An 18,960-nucleotide genomic window follows, 5' to 3' on the forward strand; every position below is an offset into this window, starting at 1 on the left:
TATTGTTAATGCACTAAGGGACGGGAGGACATGGTATGAATAGAGAAGAAGTTATGGGAGGGCTTAGAGATTTATTAAACAAGATAGCTTGGCTTAGTAAGTTTAAGATGGAAGAAGCTCTTAAAGAGTATAAACCTTCTGAAGTACATTGTATGGAATATATTGAAAAAAATATAGATTCAAATGTGACAAAACTTGCAGAGTCCTTTTATATGACTAGAAGTGCTATGAGTAAAATAACTAAGAAGCTCATAGAAAAAGGCCTTATCGAAAGTTATCAAAAGCCAGATAATAAGAAAGAGATTTATTTTAGGCTTACTGAACAAGGGAAAGCAGTTAACAAAATCCATGAGGATTTGCATAAAGAATTTCAAGAACGAGATAAAGCTGTATTTGAGCAATTAACTAAGGACGAATTTGATAGTATACTTAGCTTTGTGGAAAAGTATAACAGGCATTTAGATAAAGAGGTAAAGAAAAAGAGAATAGAATTAAGTCAGAATAAACTTGAATAATGAAAATAAAAGATAAGCAGCCAAACTCTATTAAGAGAAGGCTGCATTTTTTATTGTTATAATTTTGTTGACAAGGAAACAAAATTAAGTTATTATTTTGTTAACTAGGAAACAAAAAGTTTTTTGAAAGGAGAATTTAAGTGTTTAAATCTAAATCATACAATGAACAGAACGTAGAACAAATTGTTGATAAAAAGGCTTTAATGTTCGGTCTTATGTCTGTATTTCTTTGTGGAATAGGTTTTGGTGTTATATCACCTGTTCTTCCATTTTTAGTGCAGCCTTATGTAAGTAATTCAGGAGAGCAAGCTATGGTTGTTACTCTCTTAACTTCTGTTTATGCAGTCTGCGTATTTTTAGTAGCTCCTGGACTTGGAGCTTTGAGTGATAGGTATGGTCGTCGTCCAATACTTTTAGTATGCCTTTTGGGTTCTACAATAGGATATTTAGTTTTTGGTATAGGGGGAGCTCTATGGGTGTTATTTGTTGGGCGTATAATAGATGGTATAACAGGTGGAAATATAAGTACTATTTTTGCATATTTTGCAGATATTACTCCAAAAGAAGAGCGAACTAAATATTTTGGATGGGTAAGTGCGGTGGCAGGTGCAGGCTTCATTCTTGGTCCTACTTTAGGTGGATTACTTGCTAAATTTGGTTATTCTGTACCATTGTATTTTGGAGCAATAATAACTTTATTAAATTTTGTTTATGGAATTTTATATATGCCTGAAAGCCTTGATAAGAATAATAGGCTAGAAAAGATTACCTTTGCAAGATTGGATCCATTTACACAACTTATAAACATACTCTCCATGAAAAATTTAAAGAGATTATTTATATCAGGATTTTTACTTTGGATACCTAGTGGATCTTTACAAGCAATTTTTTCACAATTTACAATGAATACTTTTAATTGGGGACCAACACTAATCGGACTTATGTTTTCAATTATGGGTGTTCAAGATATTATTTCACAAGGAATTATAATGCCAAAGCTTTTGATAAAACTTAGTGATATACAGATAGCAGTTCTCGGAATGGCTTCGGAGATTATAGGTTACGGTTTTATTGCAGCATCAGCTTTATTATCATTTTATCCTCTTTGTATTGCTGGAATATTTATATTTGGCTTTGGTGATTCAATATTTGGATCTTCATTTAATGGGATGGTCTCAAAATCTGTGGATGCTAGTGAACAAGGTAAGGTTCAAGGAGGTAGCCAATCTATTCAATCTTTAGCGAGGATAATTGGACCTATTATTGGAGGTCAAATCTATGTATCACTTGGACATGCCGCTCCTGCTTTTATGGGAATGATTTTTATAGCAGTTGCCATACCAGTTTTATATAAGAGAAAGGGTACCCATGTGAATATATAAGTTACCTATTCCTATTAGGAAAGTTTCGTCTTTATTTTTGAACAATAATTTCGTAAGTGACTATCTAAATCTTGATTTAGTCATAGGAACTTACTCAGCGAGTAATGCGAGTTGAGTTTCCCTTTAAAAGAAGTTTAGTGCTAAACGCACTGAGTAACTTCCAGTTACCAAATCATAGATTTGGACTGTCAGTCAAACAAAGTGAGTTTGGAAATTTTAGAAACTGTTGCAGAAAAGATATTAGAGTTTCTTTACGTAAGTGAGTTGTCACAAATGATGAACCTATATAGCTAGATAAAAGGCAAAGAGGATGTATCTGTAATTTGATACATCCTCTTTTATTCATATTTTATTAAGCTTCAGTGTTGAATACTTTTAATTTACCAGCACCGATTATAATACATGCAATTACTAATGAGAAGAAACAAATAGGCATTATTAAATCAGTATATCCTTTACCTATTAAGTATCCACCAACTAAGTTACCTATGATTTGAGGGATACATAAAAATACGTTGTTTATACCCATGTATTCACCTAATTTTTCTTTAGGAGCAACTGCTGGGATTAAAGCATAGAATACAACTTGAAGTATAACGAATCCTATACCTAGTAATAACATGAATAACCAAAGCATTGCAATGCTTGAAATGAAGAACCATCCAACAATAAATCCTATTCCGTAGATAGCACAAGCGATGAATAAGATTTTTTGTTTGCTCCATCTATCACACCACATTCCAACAAATAATGATAATATTAAACCTATGAATGTGAAGATTGTTAATGCTAAGCTTATTTGACTACTTGAAAAATGATGTACTTTTTCAAAGTATGGTATCATGAATGGCATTATAAATCCATAACCTAAGTAGAAGAAGAATGCTGTCATGAATACTCTCATTGCTGAACTATTTTTTAAGAAGTCTAAGCTAAGTTTAGAAGGTTTTTGGAACTTGCTTGTATCTTCTTTAATTATTAACATTGACCAAATTGTTGGTATGAATAATAAACATGCAACTAAAATAAATGGATAAAGTGTATATTTATTATATAATTCAACACCACATAGGAAGAATATAACACCACCAAGTGACATTAATAATTTTCCCCATCCATTAACAAGACCAATTTGACTTTCATCAACTGATTCTGGCATTAATGAGAAGTAAGGTCCTTGATAAAAGTTAACTGATGCATATAAAAGTGTTGCAAAAATGAACATTAATGCATAAGTTTTTGAAATTCCTAATAGTATTAGTAATACTGTTGCACATATACAACCCCAGATAACCCAAGGTTTTCTTTTTCCCATTTTGAAATTTGTTCTATCACTTATAATACCTGCTATGTATGGCATGAATATTCCTGTTATTGGAGCCATCATAGTTAATAATCCTAATAAAAATGTTGAACTAGTAGCTTTTTCAACTAACATTGGAACAACTGTACTATTCATGTTCCAAACGATACCAATACCCATGTTTGGTAGGGCAACAAGAAATGGTATAAGCCAGCTTTTCTTATTAGGTACTTTACCTGTGTTATTCATCTTTTGTACTTCCTTTCATCTATGTTTTGTGCTTAATTTAATCTGCATTGCGGAAAGTTGACAACGTTTACCTTTCCTAGAATAACAAACATTATGATTTTTTATAAATAAAATAATTTATATACTAATAATACACTTCTATACAAAAAATTCAAGCTTATAAAAAATGTAATAAATATAATTATAATATAAATTATTTTTTAAAATATTAACTTATTTGTAGAGTTTATTGATTATTTAATCAAAAACAAGATTAGAATTTGTTAAAAATATAAGATGTAATGGATTTCTTTCTTGTATTACAAAGTTTAAAAGGCTGATTTTAAGTTTTTCTTTTTACTATTTTTCTCGTATTTAACCTAAATTATTTCTGAATTTATTGGATTTTTTTAAGACTAAAAAGTAACAATAGAGATAAAATTTCAATAATATATATTATATTTGAAAAGGATTTATGCTTAGTTAGAGAATAATTAAAAATGTTAAAAGAAATAAATAAAAAAATAAATAAAAAGTGTTGACAATATATTTATATAAGTATATAATAGTTACTGTAGTTATTCCGCAGTAGCTCAAGGGTGGAGCACTCGGCTGTTAACCGATAGGTTGGAGGTTCGAATCCTCTCTGCGGAGCCATTTTTTTGTTAGAGATATGCAAATTGCATGGCTCTTTTTTTTTTTTGCCCAAAATTAATTTGTTTTATTTAATCACTAGAATTTGGAACATTCAAATATTTATAAGTTGTAGATAAATAAATATATAGCTATCGATAACTTCTATCAAAATTCAAATAGAGTTAAATTTTTATAAAAATTAAATATCAGTTTATATTAATAAAAAATTAATTTTATTAACTTTAACATATTAAACAAATTTATACATTTATTTTACTTGTTTGTAACTATTATTTGGTAGAATAAGGGAAGTGGGTTGGAAATAATGAAAAAATGGGGGATAATATGAAGAAAAGAAATATACAAAATATGTTGAAAAGTAAAAAAAAAGCTAAAGTAATGGCTATTAGTGTTGTAATGGCAGGGGTTTTAGGTGTAGGAACAATAGTTGGTGTTGTAGTTAATAAAAATGATATGATAAATAAAAAAATAAAGTCTAACATTGTAGAAGCAGGAGAAAATAGTGAGAAAGAGCCAAGTGAAAATGAAATTGTTAAGGGTAAAAATCATGCATATAAAGCAGAAAAAAATGCAGTAAGCCCAGCAGAGGTAAGAAAAATGCTAGATGGAGAATATGAGGGCGAATTAAAGGATAAAAAAATTGTATTTTTAACATTTGATGATGGACCAAGTGTACAAACTGAAAAGGTTTTAAATATATTAGAAGAAAAAGGAGTACAAGGTACGTTCTTTATTTTAGGAGAAAATATTAAAAAGGCAGAAGGAAATAAGGATATTATAAAGAAAATAATTGAAAATGGTAATTCTTTAGGAAATCATACATATACTCATAATTTTAAAAAACTTTATCCAGGTGGAAATATTGACTTAGATGCTTTTATGAAAGAATATAAGGATACAGAAAATGAACTTAAGGAAATTTTGGGAGATAATTTTAAAAATAATTTAGTAAGATTTCCAGGGGGAGAAAATACTAGAATTTATAAAAAAGATAAAAATTTAGATGATGCCTTAAAGACTTTTGATCAAGAAGGAATAAGTAGTATTGATTGGAATGCTTTAAATGGAGATGCAGAAGGTAGAAGTTATTCTGAGGAAGAAATGCTTAATTATGTTAAGAAAAGTTCTGCTAATAAGAATCATGTTGTAATACTTATGCATGATAGTGCACCAAAGGAAAAAACTATTCAGACTTTACCAGAAGTAATAGAATATTATAAATCTCAAGGATATGAATTTAAAATAATAGGATAATTATGCAGTAATTCACAAAAAATTTAATTATTAAATTAAAATAATTTTTTAATTTGCGTATTAATATTTTTTTAAAAGGTGTATAATAATAGATGTAACTCTAATAATTTAATTAAAAATAAATAATTTTAAAGAATATAGTATTAATGCGTAGTGTAATTCTATAAAGCAAAGGCCGTAAACCCTCAATTTATGTTGAGGGTTTAATTTATTGTATAAAATTAACTTTCTTAACAACTTAAATTTAAAAAAAAATAAGGTGAAAATAAAATATCTTGTCTATGTTTATTTCCAATAAAATCTTCCTTTAGAAATGAAAATAAATAATATTTCATAAGAAACTCTAATATATTTTAATATATAAACGTCGACTTAATTCAGGTAGAGTTTTGATTCTATTTGAATGTATAGTCGAAATTATCTAGAAGATCTTAAATTATTGCTAAAAATTTTTACTTATATTCACACGCTTAGATTTTGGTGATTAATTTTGAATTATCGCTTAACTAAAGAGGTTAAAATGATTTTAATTTTGATCAATGTTTAAATAAAAAAGGAAGGCGGTGAAAGCATAATTTAAAATGTAAACATTTAAATTATGTGGTTATATGAAAAAATATAGTATTGAGAATTTAAGAAATGTAGGAATTATGGGACATAGTTCATCTGGAAAAACATCTTTAGTAGAAGCACTTCTTTACTATTCAAAAACAATAGATAGGCTTGGTAAAATTGAAGAAGGAAGTACTATAAGCGATTATGATATTGAGGAGAAGAAGAGAAGAATTTCTTTAGGAACATCAATTTCATATTTGGAATGGGATGAAAGAAAGGTTAATCTAATTGATACACCTGGTTATTTTGATTTTAAAGGAGAGGTTATAGAAGGAATGAGAGCAGCTGATATGGCTCTTATAGTGACATGTGCTGTTTCAGGAGTTGAAGTTGGTACAGAAAAAGCTTGGGATTATTGTAGTAAAATTAATTTACCTAGGGCATTCTTTATAAATAAGTTAGATAGAGAAAATTCAAATTATGAGAAAACCTTAGCTTCATTAAAAGAACATTTTGGAATAAGTGTTGTACCAGTTCAGTATCCCATAGGAAAAGAATCAAATTTTAGTGGAATCATAAATATTATTACAGGAAAGGCACGGATATTTAATGAAAAAACTCAAAGAATGGAAGAATGTGAAGTTCCAAGTCAATATAAGGATAAATTAAATGAATGTAGACAAATGCTAGCTGAATCGGTGGCAGAAACTGATGAAGAGTTGTTAGAAAAATACTTTGAGGAAGGTAATTTATCAGATGAAGAAATGTATTTGGGTCTTGTAAAAGGTTGTGCTTTAGGAGAAATAGCACCAGTTTTATGTGGTAGTGCCTTAGAATGTAAGGGTATGGAAACCTTGTTAGAGGATATTGTAGAGTGTTTTCCATCACCAAAATTATCATTGAAACAAAAAGCTATAGATTTAAAAGATAATAAGGAAATAAGGGTTAGTATATCAGAAGAAAATAATTTTTCAGCAATTGTATTTAAAACAATTGCAGACCCTTTTGTAGGGAAACTTTCTATGTTTAAAGTTATGACAGGAGAGTTAACTTCAGAAACTGAAGTTATTAATACTAATAAGAATAAACAAGAAAAGTTATCAAATATATTTTTTATGTTAGGAAAAAATCAAATTCAAAGTAGAAGAATAATAGCTGGAGATATAGGGGCTGTAAATAAACTTCAATATACAGAGACTGGGGATACTCTTTGCGACCCTAAATTTAAAATAAAGTATGACAAGATGAATTTCCCAAACCCTATTATTTCTATGGCTATGTTTCCTAAAAGTAAGGGTGATGAAGATAAAATATCCTTAGGTCTATCAAAATTAGGAGAAGAAGATAAAACATTTTCCGTAAAAAGAGATGTTGAGAATGCTGAGACTATAGTATCAGGTTTAGGTGAAACTCACATTGACATTATAGCTAATAAATTAAAAAATAAATTTGGAGTTGATGTTAAATTAGAGCTCCCTAAGATACCTTATAGAGAAACTATAAAAGGTGTAGCAGATGTTCAGGGAAAATACAAAAAACAATCAGGTGGACATGGTCAATATGGTGATGTAAAAATAAAATTTGAAGCAAGAAAAGATGGAAAAAAAGAATTAGAATTTATTGATGAAATAGTTGGAGGAGTTGTTCCTAGAAATTATATTCCAGCTGTAGAAAAAGGTTTAAAAGAGGCAATGATAGAGGGAATTGTTGCTGGATATCCTGTTATAGGATTAAAGGCAACTTTATACGATGGTTCTTATCATCCTGTTGATTCATCAGAAATGGCATTTAAAGTTGCAGCATCAATGGCATATAAAAAGGGGTTAGAATTGGCAAAGCCTGTTTTGTTAGAGCCAATAATGCATATAGAGGTAATGGTACCAGAAATCTATATGGGAGATGTGATTGGGGATTTGAATAAGAAAAGAGGAAGAGTAATAGGGATGGAACCTATAGAAAAATCTAATAATATACAAAAAATAATTGCAGAAATTCCTATGTCTGAGAGCTTTAAATACGCTACAGATTTGAGGTCTATAACCCAAGCAAGAGGTGAATTTAAAATGAGTTTTGAAAGATATGATGAGGTTCCACCAAATGAAGTAAATAAAATAATTGAATTAGTTTCAAAGAAGAAGTAAAAGGTTAGTAACTTTCTCCTTAAGTAGGTATAGTTAATTCTTAAGGGGGGAGTTCTTTTAGTTAAAACTTTTTTACTTATGAAATGGAATGAAAAAGGAGAGATTTTAGAACTTTTTATAATAATATAAGTGAAATAGGAAAAAAATTTATATATTTGGAATAATAATTTAAAAATACGCATATTCTATAATTAGAATAAGGAAAGTATATTAAAACCATGTAAGAAAAAGCTTTAAGGAGGGAATTCCACTATTACTATAGGTTGTAGTTGGGAAATTAGTATGTGTAATTATAGAATGGAGATAAGAGGTAATATTGGATTGTGTGATTATAGCAATATATATGATTACATAAGCATAGTGGAAAGTAATGATGAATTTACAATTATTATAGATAGTTCTAATGAAGAAAATATAAGAATAGTATGTTCAATGTTAAAAGATAAAAATTTTAGCATTAATTCTAAGAAAATAGAAAATAATGGAGTATATAAGATAAAAGCTTCCAAAAACACATAAAAAATTATTAGTAAAGTTCTATAAATATGTATACGTTTTATGGTATAATTTTAAACAGAGATAGAACATGCTTTTGAGGAAAGTTTTTTATTAAAGATAAGACTTTAGATTAACAAAAGATTATTCAATTTTATTGTAGGAGATGTTTAATTTATGAAAGATTATGTTATAGGTGTAGATTTAGGTGGAACAAAAATAAGTTGCGCACTAGCAACAGTGGCTGGAATAGTGGAATCTAAATGGACTATTCCTACTGAAGCACATTTAGGAGAGAAAGTTGTATTAGACAACATAGTAGACTCAATTAATAAAGTAATGGAACTTGGTAAAGTTTCCATAGATAGAATTAAGGCGATTGGTATAGGTTCACCAGGACCATTAGATATAGAAAAAGGTATAGTGGTAACAACACCAAACTTACCTTTTAAAAACTTTAAATTAGTTGAACCAATTAAAAATGAATTTAATGTACCAGTATTTTTAGACAACGATGCTAATGTTGCAGCCATTGGAGAATATATGTTAGGAGCAGCAAAAGGACTTAAAAACATGATATATGTAACGGTAAGTACTGGAGTTGGTGGTGGTGCTGTCCTTGATGGTAAGGTATACAGAGGAAGTACATACAATGCATTAGAAGTAGGTCATATGACTTTAGATCCATTTGGTCCAACCTGTGGATGTGGAAATAATGGTTGTTTAGAAGCACTTTCATCAGGAACAGCAATAGCTAGAAGAGCAAATGAAGCTTTAAGAAGTAAAGTAGAAACTTCACTTAGAAAGTATGAAAACGTAACCTCTTACGAAGTTTTTGAAGAGGCTAAAGCTGGAGATACAGTTGCTAAAGAAATCATAGATAGAGCTTTAACTTACTTAGGAATAGGTATTTCTAACATGATAACATCATTCGATCCAGAAATAATAATAATCGGTGGTGGAGTAGCAAAAGCAGGAGATATAGTATTCAATAAAGTTAGAGAAGTTGTAAATAGAAGAAACTTTAAAACCATGGCAGAAAACTGTAAAATAGTTCCTGCAGGTTTAGGAACAAATGCAGGTATGTTAGGTGCAGTTGCTCTTGCAATGCTTGAAAGTAAAAATTTATAAAAACAAAAAAAAGAAAACCCTGTATTTGGGTTTTCTTTTTTGTTGTAATCAACTAAAATCTTATAGTAATATTTCAGTTGCTCTATCTAAAATACCATTTAGTTCTGCTATAGCCATACCAAAATTTGTTATAGCTAAATTTTTATTTTTACAATGATTCACTCTTGTCATGAATTCTGCTCTATTTAGCATACATGAACCACAGTGAATTACTAATTCGTATTGGTCTAAATTCTCAGGAAAATCATGTCCTGAGTAGTTTTCTACTATTATTCCAGGGCAAAAATCTGAAAGCCATTTAGGTAACTTATCCCTAGCAATATCACCTTTTAAACTGTGATGAGTACAAGCTTCTGCAATTAGGATTTTATCTCCTTCTTTTAATAGTTTTATTTTTTTAGCTCCTTGGTAAAGTAATTCTAATTCACCTTTGAATCTAGCCATTAGTATTGAAAATGAAGTAAGAGGAACATTCTTTGGAATAACTTCTTCAACTTCTTTAAATACTTGTGAATCTGTTATAACAAGGTCTGGCTTGTTGTTAAATACAGATAGAGCCTCATTAAGATTTTCTAGTGAAACTACTAAAGGCATTGCTTTATGATCAAGTAAATCTCTAAGAACTTGGACTTGTGGTAGTATTAATCTTCCTTTAGGTGCTTCTATATCTTGAGGTGTAACTAGTATAACTTTGTCACCAGCTTTTACTTTATCACCTACTAAAGGTTTATCTATTGATGTGATTGGAGCATTCTTTATAATACAATCCTTTAATCTATTTATAAATTTCTTCTCTTTATAAAGAACTATAAAGTCCATAGGGAATATTTGTTTAAGCATATTAAGTGCTTTATCTATGTAAAATTCTTCTTCTTTTTCTGAATTTAATCCTCTAAAAAGATCACATTTATTAAATGCACCTATAATTGTTTTATTTAATTTTTTAGCTTCATTATACCAAGCTATTTCTTTGGCAAACATTTCTTCTAATATAGGTATTTTTAAGAAATCATCCATATTATCTACAGGATAGAATTCTTCGGCTGAGAATACCATAACAACCATATCTGTTTTATTTAATACATCTACAGATTTTTTTATTCTTAGTTCACCTATTTCACTATCGTCATCTATGCCGGCAGTGTCCACGAAAACAACAGGTCCTATTGGTGGTAGTTCCATTGTTTTATATACTGGATCTGTAGTTGTTCCCCTAAAATCTGAAACTACAGAAACTTGTTGGTTAGTAATAGAGTTTATAATTGTTGACTTACCTACATTAGTTTTACCGAATAAACTAATGTGGAGTCTATTTGCTATTGGTGTTTGTTGCATTTCTAAATCCTCCTAAGTTAATGAATTTAATAATTTAATATATGAAATAAAATAAATATTTAATTTTAATTTATCCTTTGACTAAATTTATACTACTCGTATAACCTCTAATGGAAGTCTATTCGATTGTTTCATTAAGACATATTGTATCATATTTCCTTATTTTTTAATTATTTTAGGATATTAAATTAACAGATAATAAAAGAACTTTTTAAAGATATGTAATGTTTTACAAAGTCAAATCTTATATTTAATAGGAAAGAGAGATTTAAATTTTTAATATATGAAAAAAATAAAGGGCACTGAATATACAGACCCCTTTATTTATACCTATTTACAGTCTAGAAACGAAGGTCTCTAGTTCCATTACCTATTTTATTAAGCTTTTCTTCAACAGAGGCTTTAAACTCAGGTTTTTCTATAGTTTTTAAGTTCTCTGCAATAACTTTATTACCAAGTTCTTTAGTTTTTTCAGTACCATAATCATCTATGAATTCTTTAAGTGTTAACATAGCATTGGCTTCACAGATGTTATCAAGATTTCCGCTTTTAACTATATCCATAAATACTTCACCAGTTCTTCCTTCTCTGTAACAAGCTGTACAGTAGCTAGGAATATATCCAGCTTCCATTAAGCTTTCAATCATTTCAACAGGTGATCTGTGATCAGCTAATTCAAATTGAGGTTTTTCTTCTGGATCTCTGTGGCTTTCAGAATATCCACCAACTCCAGTACATGAACCTGTACTAACTTGAGAAATACCTAAGGAAATTATTTCATCTCTTAAAACTGGTTTTTCTCTAGTTGAAAGAATCATTCCTGTATAAGGAATAGCTAATCTTAAAGTAGCAACTATCTTTTTAAAGTCATCATCAGAAACTAAATAAGGGAAGTTTTCTAATGTAACATTTTCAGCCTTTTGAATTCTAGGAACTGAAACAGTATGAGGGCCGACACCTGTAGTTTTTTCTAAGTCATTAGCATGCATAAGCATAGCTAATGTTTCATATTTGTAGTCATATAAACCATAAAGTACGCCCATTCCGATATCATCTATGCCAGCTTCTCTAGCTCTATGCATAGCTGTTGTATGATAGTTATAGTTGTGTTTAGGTCCAGAAACATGTAATCTTTCATAAGTTTCTTTATGATAAGTTTCTTGGAATAATATATAAGTACCAATATCAGCTGCTTTTAATTGTTTGTATTCATCAACTGTAGTAGCAGCGATATTTACATTTATTCTTCTTATAGCACCATTATCAAATTTAATTGAATAGATGTTTTTGATACAATCTATAATATAGTCAAGTGGAGCATTAACAGGATCTTCACCAGCTTCAAGAGCTATTCTTTTATGACCTAAGCTTTCAAGAATTTTAACTTCTTCAATAAGTTGTTCTTTATCAAGTCTTTTTCTCTTTAATTCTTCATTACAATGTTTGTACCCACAATAACTACAGTTGTTAACACAGTAATTACTTACATAAAGAGGGGCAAAAATAACAATTCTTTTACCATAGAATTTTTCTTTAACTTCTTTAGCAATAGTAAACATTTTATTTAATGTTTTTTCATCTTTGATACTAAGAAGCACAGCTGCTTCCTCAGGGCTTAATCCTTCTGCTTTTCTTGCTTTTTCAAGAATGCTATCAACAAGATCTGAGTCATTAGCAAGTTTTTCGCTTTCTGAAATTATCTTTCTTATTTCGCTATCTTTGATAAAATCCTCAGCTTTATATTTTTCATTTTCAGTTTTAGTGAACATAACAAAACTCCTTATCTTTTAGATATAGCTGCCTTGACCGATACTCCTTGTAATCTTCCAATTTTACCAGTTATAGCAGATATAATATCAGTGCTTCCATCTATTACGATAGAAATTATTCTAAGGTTTTTTTCTTTATATGGAAGCCCCATTCTACCTATAATAACATGATTATATTCTGATAGAATATTATTTACAGCAGGAATAGAGGTTAGATCTTCAATGATTATTCCAACAACAGATATTCTTGTTTCCATAGTTTACAACAACCTTTCGTAGTAAAATTAGAAAATAAACAAAATCACTAATTGCGACTACCTTTTTGTTTAGAATGAACTCCTTACAATTGGGCTAGGCATAATACTTTTATTTGGATTTTCTCTTTAAAAAGGAATGACTAAATGCTTTTTAAAAAGGATATCCTATAATATTATACAAAATTTAATAAGGGGATAGAAGTAAGAATAAGAATATTTTAGAAGTAGTAGGCGATTTTAGGAGTGAAGAAAATATTAAATATTATTTAATTATAATATTTTCCAAATTAATATGATAAAATTTATAAGTAGGGTTATGGAATAAATAAATTTAATATGTAAAATCTAAAAATATGATATTTTAGAAACAGATGAAAAATAAAAATTAAGGTTAAATACTTTAATAGAGAGGTGATAAGTTATGAAAGCTGAAATTATAGCAGTTGGAACAGAACTTTTATTAGGTGATATTGTTAATACCAATGGAAGATTTCTAGCAAGAGAGTTAGCAAATTTAGGAGTTGATGTTTATCATCAGTGTGTAGTTGGAGATAATGAAAAAAGGCTTTTAGAAGAATTTGAAAGAGCTTTTGAAAATTGTGATTTAGTTATAACTAGTGGAGGTCTTGGACCAACAGAGGATGATTTAACTAAAGAAACAGCAGCTAAGTATTTAAATAAGGAATTAGTTTTAAATACAAAGGCTTTAGAAGATTTAGAAGCATACTTTAAAAAAATAAATAAGGATTTAACTGATAACAATAAAAAGCAATGTTATTTTCCAGAAGATGCAATAATTCTAGATAATCCAAATGGAACTGCACCTGGATGTATTATGATAGGGAAAGTGAAGGATAAAGATAATAATGAAAGAGAGAAAATAATAGCTGTATTGCCAGGACCACCAAGAGAGTTAGAACCAATGTTTTTAAATCATGTAGTTCCTTTCTTAGAAGAAAGAACTAATGCTATTTTAAAATCTAGAGTTTTAAGGATTTTTGGAGTTGGTGAATCAACAGTAGAAACTATAGTTAAAGATTTAATAGACAATCAAAGTAATCCAACTATAGCTCCATATGTTAAAGATGTAGAAGCTATATTAAGAATAACAGCTAAGGGTAAAAATGAAAAAGAATGTGAAGCACTTATAGAACCTATAGCAGATGAAATAATAAAAAGAATTGGAATTTTTGTTTATGCAATAGGTGAAACAAAACTTGAAACAGTTTTAGGTGAAATGTTAATTGATAGAAAATTAACCATAGCTACAGCAGAATCTTGTACAGGAGGGCTTCTTGCAGGGACTATAATAAACTATCCTGGAATTTCAGAAATATTCTTAGAAGGTGCTGTTACTTATAGTAATGAAGCAAAGATGAAAAGACTTGGAGTTAAAGCAGAAACTTTAGATAAGTTTGGTGCAGTAAGTGAAGAAACAGCAAAGGAAATGGCTGAAGGAATAGCTAAAGCCGCAGGAACAAAGATTGGATTGTCAACAACAGGTATTGCGGGGCCTGGTGGAGGAACAGAAGAGAAACCAGTAGGACTTGTTTATGTTGGAGTATACTTTGATGGAGAAGTTTTTGCTAAGAAATTTAATTTTGCAGGAAATAGGGAAAGAGTAAGACTTCAAACTGTGTTATATGCAATGGATATGTTAAGAAGACTTATAATGGAAAAGGAAGGACTTAATACTGTACCATATTATGAGGAACTTTAAATAGATAAAAAATAATCAGTGGTAGTTACAAAAAGTATATTAAAAAATAAAACAGCCTTAGCTGTGAATATTCACTGCTAAGGCCACATAAAAAATAAAATGGGGGAGAGGCTATTATAAGATTGAAGCTTATTGCCTCAGTAATAAGTATTACCACGGTAATAGTTTTTTATACATTTAAATAAAATATTTTAAAAAAAAAATTTAGGGGGATGAAATGATTAATCAAAGTGAAAAAGTAAGAAGACCAATTTTAAGCTCGAATTTATTTTTTCTAGCTATATTACTAATATCTATAATTGTACCTATAGTTCTATCACCATTTCTATATGTAACTTTAGGTCTTAGTCAACCTGTGGCTCTAATTGCTGCACACTTTATAATGTTTGTGCTACCAGCTATAATCTATATATTAATAACTAAACAAAGTTTTAAAGAAGTACTTAGATTAAATAAAATATCAAGAAAAGAAGTTCTTTTATCATTTGCGTTGGCTTTTTTAGCACAACCTGTAATGATGTTTTTTTCATATATAGCTTCTTTCTTTGTTAATAATGATGTGGCAGCAATGCTAGATAATTTAAGTAAAACTCCTCTTTGGCTTATGGTATTAATGATAGGGGTTACACCAGCTATAAGTGAAGAAATAACTGTAAGGGGAATTGTTTTATCAGGATATAAGTTTAAGAACAAGCATATAGGGGCAGTAATGTCTGGATTAATGTTTGGAATACTTCATTTAAATCCACACCAATTTTTATATGCCTTTGCTATGGGAGTAATTTTTGCTTATGTTGTAACAGCAGCTAATAGTTTAATACCTGCTATGATAGCTCACTTCACTATAAATACTACACAACTATTATTACAAAGAGGTTTAATATCAATTCAAAATTCAATGCAAAAGGTTTTAACGTCAGTGCAAGATTCAATACCTTCTATAGGTGATATAGATCAAGCTACTCAAACCTTAAAGGAAATTCCTCTTATGTCCAAGATAGGTATGGGGATCTTCATTGGAATATTTGCAATTGGTGCAGCTTATTTAATTTCTCTTATAATAAAAAGTATGGAAAAATCAAAAATGCAGGATGTGGCTAGAGTAGAGAGTGAAAATAGATTTAATGCAAGAAGTGAAGTAGTCTCTGAAAAGGTAGTAAATATACCTTTAGTTTTAATAATTATTGTCTATATTGCTTATATGGCTTTAATTGCTATGCTTAAGTAGGTATTCAGGTAGAAGCAACTAAGATTTAATTTAGATAGAGTTTTGACTTCAACTAAAAAGTATGAAGTATTAATTATTTAGATAAAAAAATTAAAAAATAAGATGAGTAGTATGAGTAAGTAAGAATCTAGATAGATTATATTAAAGAAAAGACTACTCATTTTTTATATTCAATAAAAATAATAATTTAGAAAACATAATAAATTACATAATTTATTAAATATTTAGATTATAAATATTAAAAAATCTATTAAAATAAAAATAATGCAATAAGAAAGTGTATTTTATTATATTACTTAGAAAAATATTCTAATATTAACTAGTACTTTTTACTGGGAAAAGGAAAAAAGTATGATGAATTATGATATAATATTTAGACGTCAGTTAATAAGCTTTAAAAAATTAAATAGCGAGTAGCTATAACGAGGTGATAATGTGAGTTTAGACTTAAAAGAAAGGAATGAAGCTCAGCAAGGAGATCCTATGAAAAGGGGGTTTTTCTTCAATTTATTGAAGTTAATGAGACCTAAGCAGTGGATAAAAAATCTATTTGTTTTTGCACCTTTATTGTTTTCCTATAGCTTTGCTCAGGAGGGTAAGATTGAAAAATCTATAATAACATTCATACTATTCTGCCTAACATCATCAACAGTATATATAATGAATGATATTTTAGATGTAGAGAGCGATAGAGTGCATCCAAAGAAAAGATTTAGACCTATTGCTAGTGGTGCTATAAAAGTACCTCAGGCTATTGGAGCTTTAATAGTATTATTATTAATAAGCTTAATTGGGTCATATTTTGTAAACAGAGACCTCTTTATAGTAATAGTACTTTACTTAATAAATAATTTACTATACTCATTTAAAATAAAGCATATAGTAATTGTGGATATTGTATCTATAGCTATAGGTTTTATTTTAAGAATTACAGCAGGTGGTATAGTAATAGACGTTAAGTTATCAGGATGGATAATACTTTGTACATTCTTTATTTCTTTATTCTTAGGTTTTGAAAAAAGAAAAAATGAACTAGTGAAATTAAGTGATAAAGCAACAGAGCATAGAAAAATATTGGAGGATTATTCAGAGGATTTACTAATACAATACTCTAATATTTCAGTAACTTGTACCCTTGTATGTTACGCAATTTATACCTTTGTAGCATATCCTGCTAATAATTATATGATGTTTACAAATATATTCGTTGTATATGGATTATTTAGATATAAATACTTAGCAGAGAAAAAAGGTACAGGGGGAAGCCCTACAGAAGCAGTGCTAACAGATAAAACTATAATGATAGATGTTTTATTATGGATAATTTCAAGTGCTGTTATAATTATTTATTTCAATAAATAGGACAAGGGTAGGAGGATTTCAGTTATGTACCAAAGATTAAATAAAATAGAAGATAATAAGGCTTCTTATTATTCTATTTTAATATCATTTATGTTTTTAGCTTTTATAGGAAGTATATTCATAGGAAGTGCGCTTTTATTTTACATAAAAGTTCCTGTTAATGGTGTAAGCTTTGTGATTTTCCCTATAATAACTATGATTATAGGGAAATTTGTTTTAAATAAGGATGAAAAGAACGTAAGTTGGAAGTTTTTAATTTTAACTTTAATAGGATTCTTTGTTCTAGTAGCTATTTTAGCGGTAATAAATAATTTAGTATGGGATTCAAGTTATGATTCTTTAGCATATCATCAAGAAAATGTAATAGATCTTTATAAAGGATGGAATCCATTTTATGATTCAACTAATCAAAAGATAAATTTATGGGTAATGCACTATGCAAAGGCACCAGCAATATTTGCAGCAGCTCTATATAAAATAACAGGAAGAATCGAAGCCGCAAAGGTATTAACAATGTTATTACCTATTATTTTAGGAATTTTAAGTTTTGGAGCATTTAATTTACTTTCTAAAAATAGAAAGGGATTATCAATATTTGCAGCAATAATATCAGTATTAAATCCAGTAATAATAGGTCAGTCATTTAGTTATTATGTAGATTCAAGTTTAGGAGTATATGTTCTTGTATTACTAATAAACTTATATCTTATATTATTCTTTGATGACTTATTTTTCTTTAAATATTTTGCATTAATAAATATTGCTGTATTTTTAATAAATATAAAATTTACTGGACTTGCTTATGCAGGGGCAATATTATTTGGTTTCTTAATACTTAGTTTTATATATAATAAGAAATCATATAATGTTAAGTTAATTATATTTTTAATATGTGGATTAATTTTTTCAGTAATCATTCTAGGATTTAATCCATACGTAACAAATACAATTAATGATGGAAACCCTTTATATCCTTTAGCTGGTAAAGGAAAAATAAATATAATGACAAATAATACACCATTAGATTATAGATATGCTGGAGAGTTTAAACAGGAATATGACTCAATGATAGCTTTCCCAAATCCAAAGAACTTTAAAGGAGCACCAGCAACATCATTTGGAGAAATGTTTGGTGTAAATGGAGCAACTTTAAACTATTATTCTACAACAGATGCTAGGGTAAGAGGTTTTGGTGTATATTCAATTATCTTTATACCATTATCATTTATAGGAGCGCTTTATTTATTGATAACTAATAAAGATAGGAAAATGATGTTGGGAAGTTTAGTGACGGTAATACTGGTTTCGGCAGTAACCATAGCTGGAGGTTCTTTCTGGTGGGCAAGATATGTTCCATTTCTCTGGGCATTACCTCTTTCAGTGGGATTCTTTATGTATTTAAGAAAAAGCAAAATAGTAAAGGTAATAGGAATGTGTTTCTTATTACTAATGTTTATAAATTCAGCTATTATACTTCCTGGAGCAATATACTTTAAGGTGCAACGTTCAAATCAATTAAAGAATTACATATTTAGTAAGCCTTTAATTATAACAGAAAATAACTTTACACCATCATTTATAAATAAGGCGAGAGAGTTTCATCTTAGTTATAAACTAAAATCTTAATT

14 protein-coding genes and 1 tRNA gene are annotated in these 18,960 nt (G+C 28.8%); 11 read left to right on the forward strand and 4 right to left on the reverse strand.

What is annotated here, in order from left to right; translation table 11 throughout:
* Positions 1 to 35: 35 nt before the first annotated feature.
* Together ARA19_RS01150 and ARA19_RS01155 are read left to right on the forward strand one after the other, a co-directional pair.
* A complete protein-coding gene (locus ARA19_RS01150; RefSeq protein WP_055069125.1) occupies positions 36 to 515 on the forward strand; it encodes a MarR family transcriptional regulator in 480 nt (159 codons plus the stop codon).
* Between the two features lie 140 nt (positions 516 to 655).
* Positions 656 to 1,897, forward strand: a complete 1,242-nt coding sequence (locus tag ARA19_RS01155) for an MFS transporter (RefSeq protein ID WP_055069126.1) — start codon at positions 656 to 658, stop codon at positions 1,895 to 1,897.
* 352 nt (positions 1,898 to 2,249) lie between these two features.
* Here ARA19_RS01155 and ARA19_RS01160 read toward each other — a convergent pair whose 3' ends face one another.
* Positions 2,250 to 3,449 carry an MFS transporter gene (locus ARA19_RS01160; protein ID WP_055069127.1) on the reverse strand — a complete coding sequence of 400 codons (1,200 nt, stop codon included), beginning with the start codon at positions 3,447 to 3,449 and terminating at the stop codon, positions 2,250 to 2,252.
* A 561-nt stretch (positions 3,450 to 4,010) separates the two neighbouring features.
* On the opposite strand from ARA19_RS01160, the gene ARA19_RS01165 reads away from it, so the two are divergent.
* The 5 genes from ARA19_RS01165 (at position 4,011) to ARA19_RS01185 (ending at position 9,661) form a co-directional block, all read left to right on the forward strand.
* Positions 4,011 to 4,085 (forward strand) — tRNA-Asn (locus ARA19_RS01165).
* Positions 4,086 to 4,409: 324 nt separating this feature from the next.
* On the forward strand, positions 4,410 to 5,339 hold the full coding sequence (locus ARA19_RS01170) for a polysaccharide deacetylase family protein (RefSeq protein ID WP_055069128.1): 930 nt from the start codon (positions 4,410 to 4,412) through the stop codon (positions 5,337 to 5,339).
* 608 nt (positions 5,340 to 5,947) lie between these two features.
* Positions 5,948 to 8,035 carry an elongation factor G gene (gene fusA / locus ARA19_RS01175; protein ID WP_055069129.1) on the forward strand — a complete coding sequence of 696 codons (2,088 nt, stop codon included), beginning with the start codon at positions 5,948 to 5,950 and terminating at the stop codon, positions 8,033 to 8,035.
* Between the two features lie 297 nt (positions 8,036 to 8,332).
* Positions 8,333 to 8,554, forward strand: a complete 222-nt coding sequence (locus ARA19_RS01180; protein ID WP_341381261.1) for a hypothetical protein — start codon at positions 8,333 to 8,335, stop codon at positions 8,552 to 8,554.
* 153 nt (positions 8,555 to 8,707) lie between these two features.
* Positions 8,708 to 9,661 (forward strand): ROK family protein, encoded by a 954-nt coding sequence (locus ARA19_RS01185; protein ID WP_055069131.1) that lies wholly within the window; start codon positions 8,708 to 8,710, stop codon positions 9,659 to 9,661.
* 60 nt (positions 9,662 to 9,721) lie between these two features.
* Here ARA19_RS01185 and hydF read toward each other — a convergent pair whose 3' ends face one another.
* The 3 genes from hydF to ARA19_RS01200 form a co-directional block, all read right to left on the reverse strand.
* Positions 9,722 to 10,996 carry a [FeFe] hydrogenase H-cluster maturation GTPase HydF gene (hydF, locus tag ARA19_RS01190; RefSeq protein WP_055069132.1) on the reverse strand — a complete coding sequence of 425 codons (1,275 nt, stop codon included), beginning with the start codon at positions 10,994 to 10,996 and terminating at the stop codon, positions 9,722 to 9,724.
* A 341-nt stretch (positions 10,997 to 11,337) separates the two neighbouring features.
* Positions 11,338 to 12,765 carry a [FeFe] hydrogenase H-cluster radical SAM maturase HydG gene (gene hydG / locus ARA19_RS01195; protein ID WP_055069133.1) on the reverse strand — a complete coding sequence of 476 codons (1,428 nt, stop codon included), beginning with the start codon at positions 12,763 to 12,765 and terminating at the stop codon, positions 11,338 to 11,340.
* An 11-nt stretch (positions 12,766 to 12,776) separates the two neighbouring features.
* Positions 12,777 to 13,022, reverse strand: coding sequence for a TM1266 family iron-only hydrogenase system putative regulator (locus ARA19_RS01200; protein WP_055069134.1), 246 nt, complete (start codon positions 13,020 to 13,022; stop codon positions 12,777 to 12,779).
* 421 nt (positions 13,023 to 13,443) lie between these two features.
* On the opposite strand from ARA19_RS01200, the gene ARA19_RS01205 reads away from it, so the two are divergent.
* From ARA19_RS01205 to ARA19_RS01220, 4 genes are all read left to right on the forward strand, one after another.
* Positions 13,444 to 14,742, forward strand: a complete 1,299-nt coding sequence (locus ARA19_RS01205; RefSeq protein ID WP_055069135.1) for a competence/damage-inducible protein A — start codon at positions 13,444 to 13,446, stop codon at positions 14,740 to 14,742.
* 217 nt (positions 14,743 to 14,959) lie between these two features.
* The gene (locus ARA19_RS01210; protein WP_055069136.1) at positions 14,960 to 15,970 is read left to right on the forward strand and encodes a CPBP family intramembrane glutamic endopeptidase; all 1,011 of its coding nucleotides are present in this window, start codon (positions 14,960 to 14,962) and stop codon (positions 15,968 to 15,970) included.
* A 435-nt stretch (positions 15,971 to 16,405) separates the two neighbouring features.
* Complete coding sequence (locus tag ARA19_RS01215) at positions 16,406 to 17,332, forward strand: decaprenyl-phosphate phosphoribosyltransferase (protein WP_242862368.1); 927 nt, start codon at positions 16,406 to 16,408, stop codon at positions 17,330 to 17,332.
* 24 nt (positions 17,333 to 17,356) lie between these two features.
* The gene (locus ARA19_RS01220) at positions 17,357 to 18,958 is read left to right on the forward strand and encodes a hypothetical protein (RefSeq protein ID WP_055069137.1); all 1,602 of its coding nucleotides are present in this window, start codon (positions 17,357 to 17,359) and stop codon (positions 18,956 to 18,958) included.
* The last annotated feature ends 2 nt before the right edge of the window (positions 18,959 to 18,960 follow it).

The sequence above is a fragment of the Clostridium massiliamazoniense genome, assembly GCF_001403635.1.
In the GTDB taxonomy this organism is placed as follows: Bacteria; Bacillota; Clostridia; order Clostridiales; family Clostridiaceae; genus Sarcina; species Sarcina massiliamazoniense.

Coding starts and splice junctions, on each gene's coding strand:
- ARA19_RS01150 (WP_055069125.1), top strand. CDS start 36: ATGAATAGAGAAGAAGTTATGGGAGGGCTTAGAGATTTATTAAACAAG.
- ARA19_RS01160 (WP_055069127.1), bottom strand. CDS start 3,449: ATGAATAACACAGGTAAAGTACCTAATAAGAAAAGCTGGCTTATACCA.
- ARA19_RS01170 (WP_055069128.1), top strand. CDS start 4,410: ATGAAGAAAAGAAATATACAAAATATGTTGAAAAGTAAAAAAAAAGCT.
- fusA (WP_055069129.1), top strand. CDS start 5,948: ATGAAAAAATATAGTATTGAGAATTTAAGAAATGTAGGAATTATGGGA.
- ARA19_RS01180 (WP_341381261.1), top strand. CDS start 8,333: ATGGAGATAAGAGGTAATATTGGATTGTGTGATTATAGCAATATATAT.
- ARA19_RS01185 (WP_055069131.1), top strand. CDS start 8,708: ATGAAAGATTATGTTATAGGTGTAGATTTAGGTGGAACAAAAATAAGT.
- hydF (WP_055069132.1), bottom strand. CDS start 10,996: ATGCAACAAACACCAATAGCAAATAGACTCCACATTAGTTTATTCGGT.
- hydG (WP_055069133.1), bottom strand. CDS start 12,765: ATGTTCACTAAAACTGAAAATGAAAAATATAAAGCTGAGGATTTTATC.
- ARA19_RS01200 (WP_055069134.1), bottom strand. CDS start 13,022: ATGGAAACAAGAATATCTGTTGTTGGAATAATCATTGAAGATCTAACC.
- ARA19_RS01205 (WP_055069135.1), top strand. CDS start 13,444: ATGAAAGCTGAAATTATAGCAGTTGGAACAGAACTTTTATTAGGTGAT.
- ARA19_RS01210 (WP_055069136.1), top strand. CDS start 14,960: ATGATTAATCAAAGTGAAAAAGTAAGAAGACCAATTTTAAGCTCGAAT.
- ARA19_RS01220 (WP_055069137.1), top strand. CDS start 17,357: ATGTACCAAAGATTAAATAAAATAGAAGATAATAAGGCTTCTTATTAT.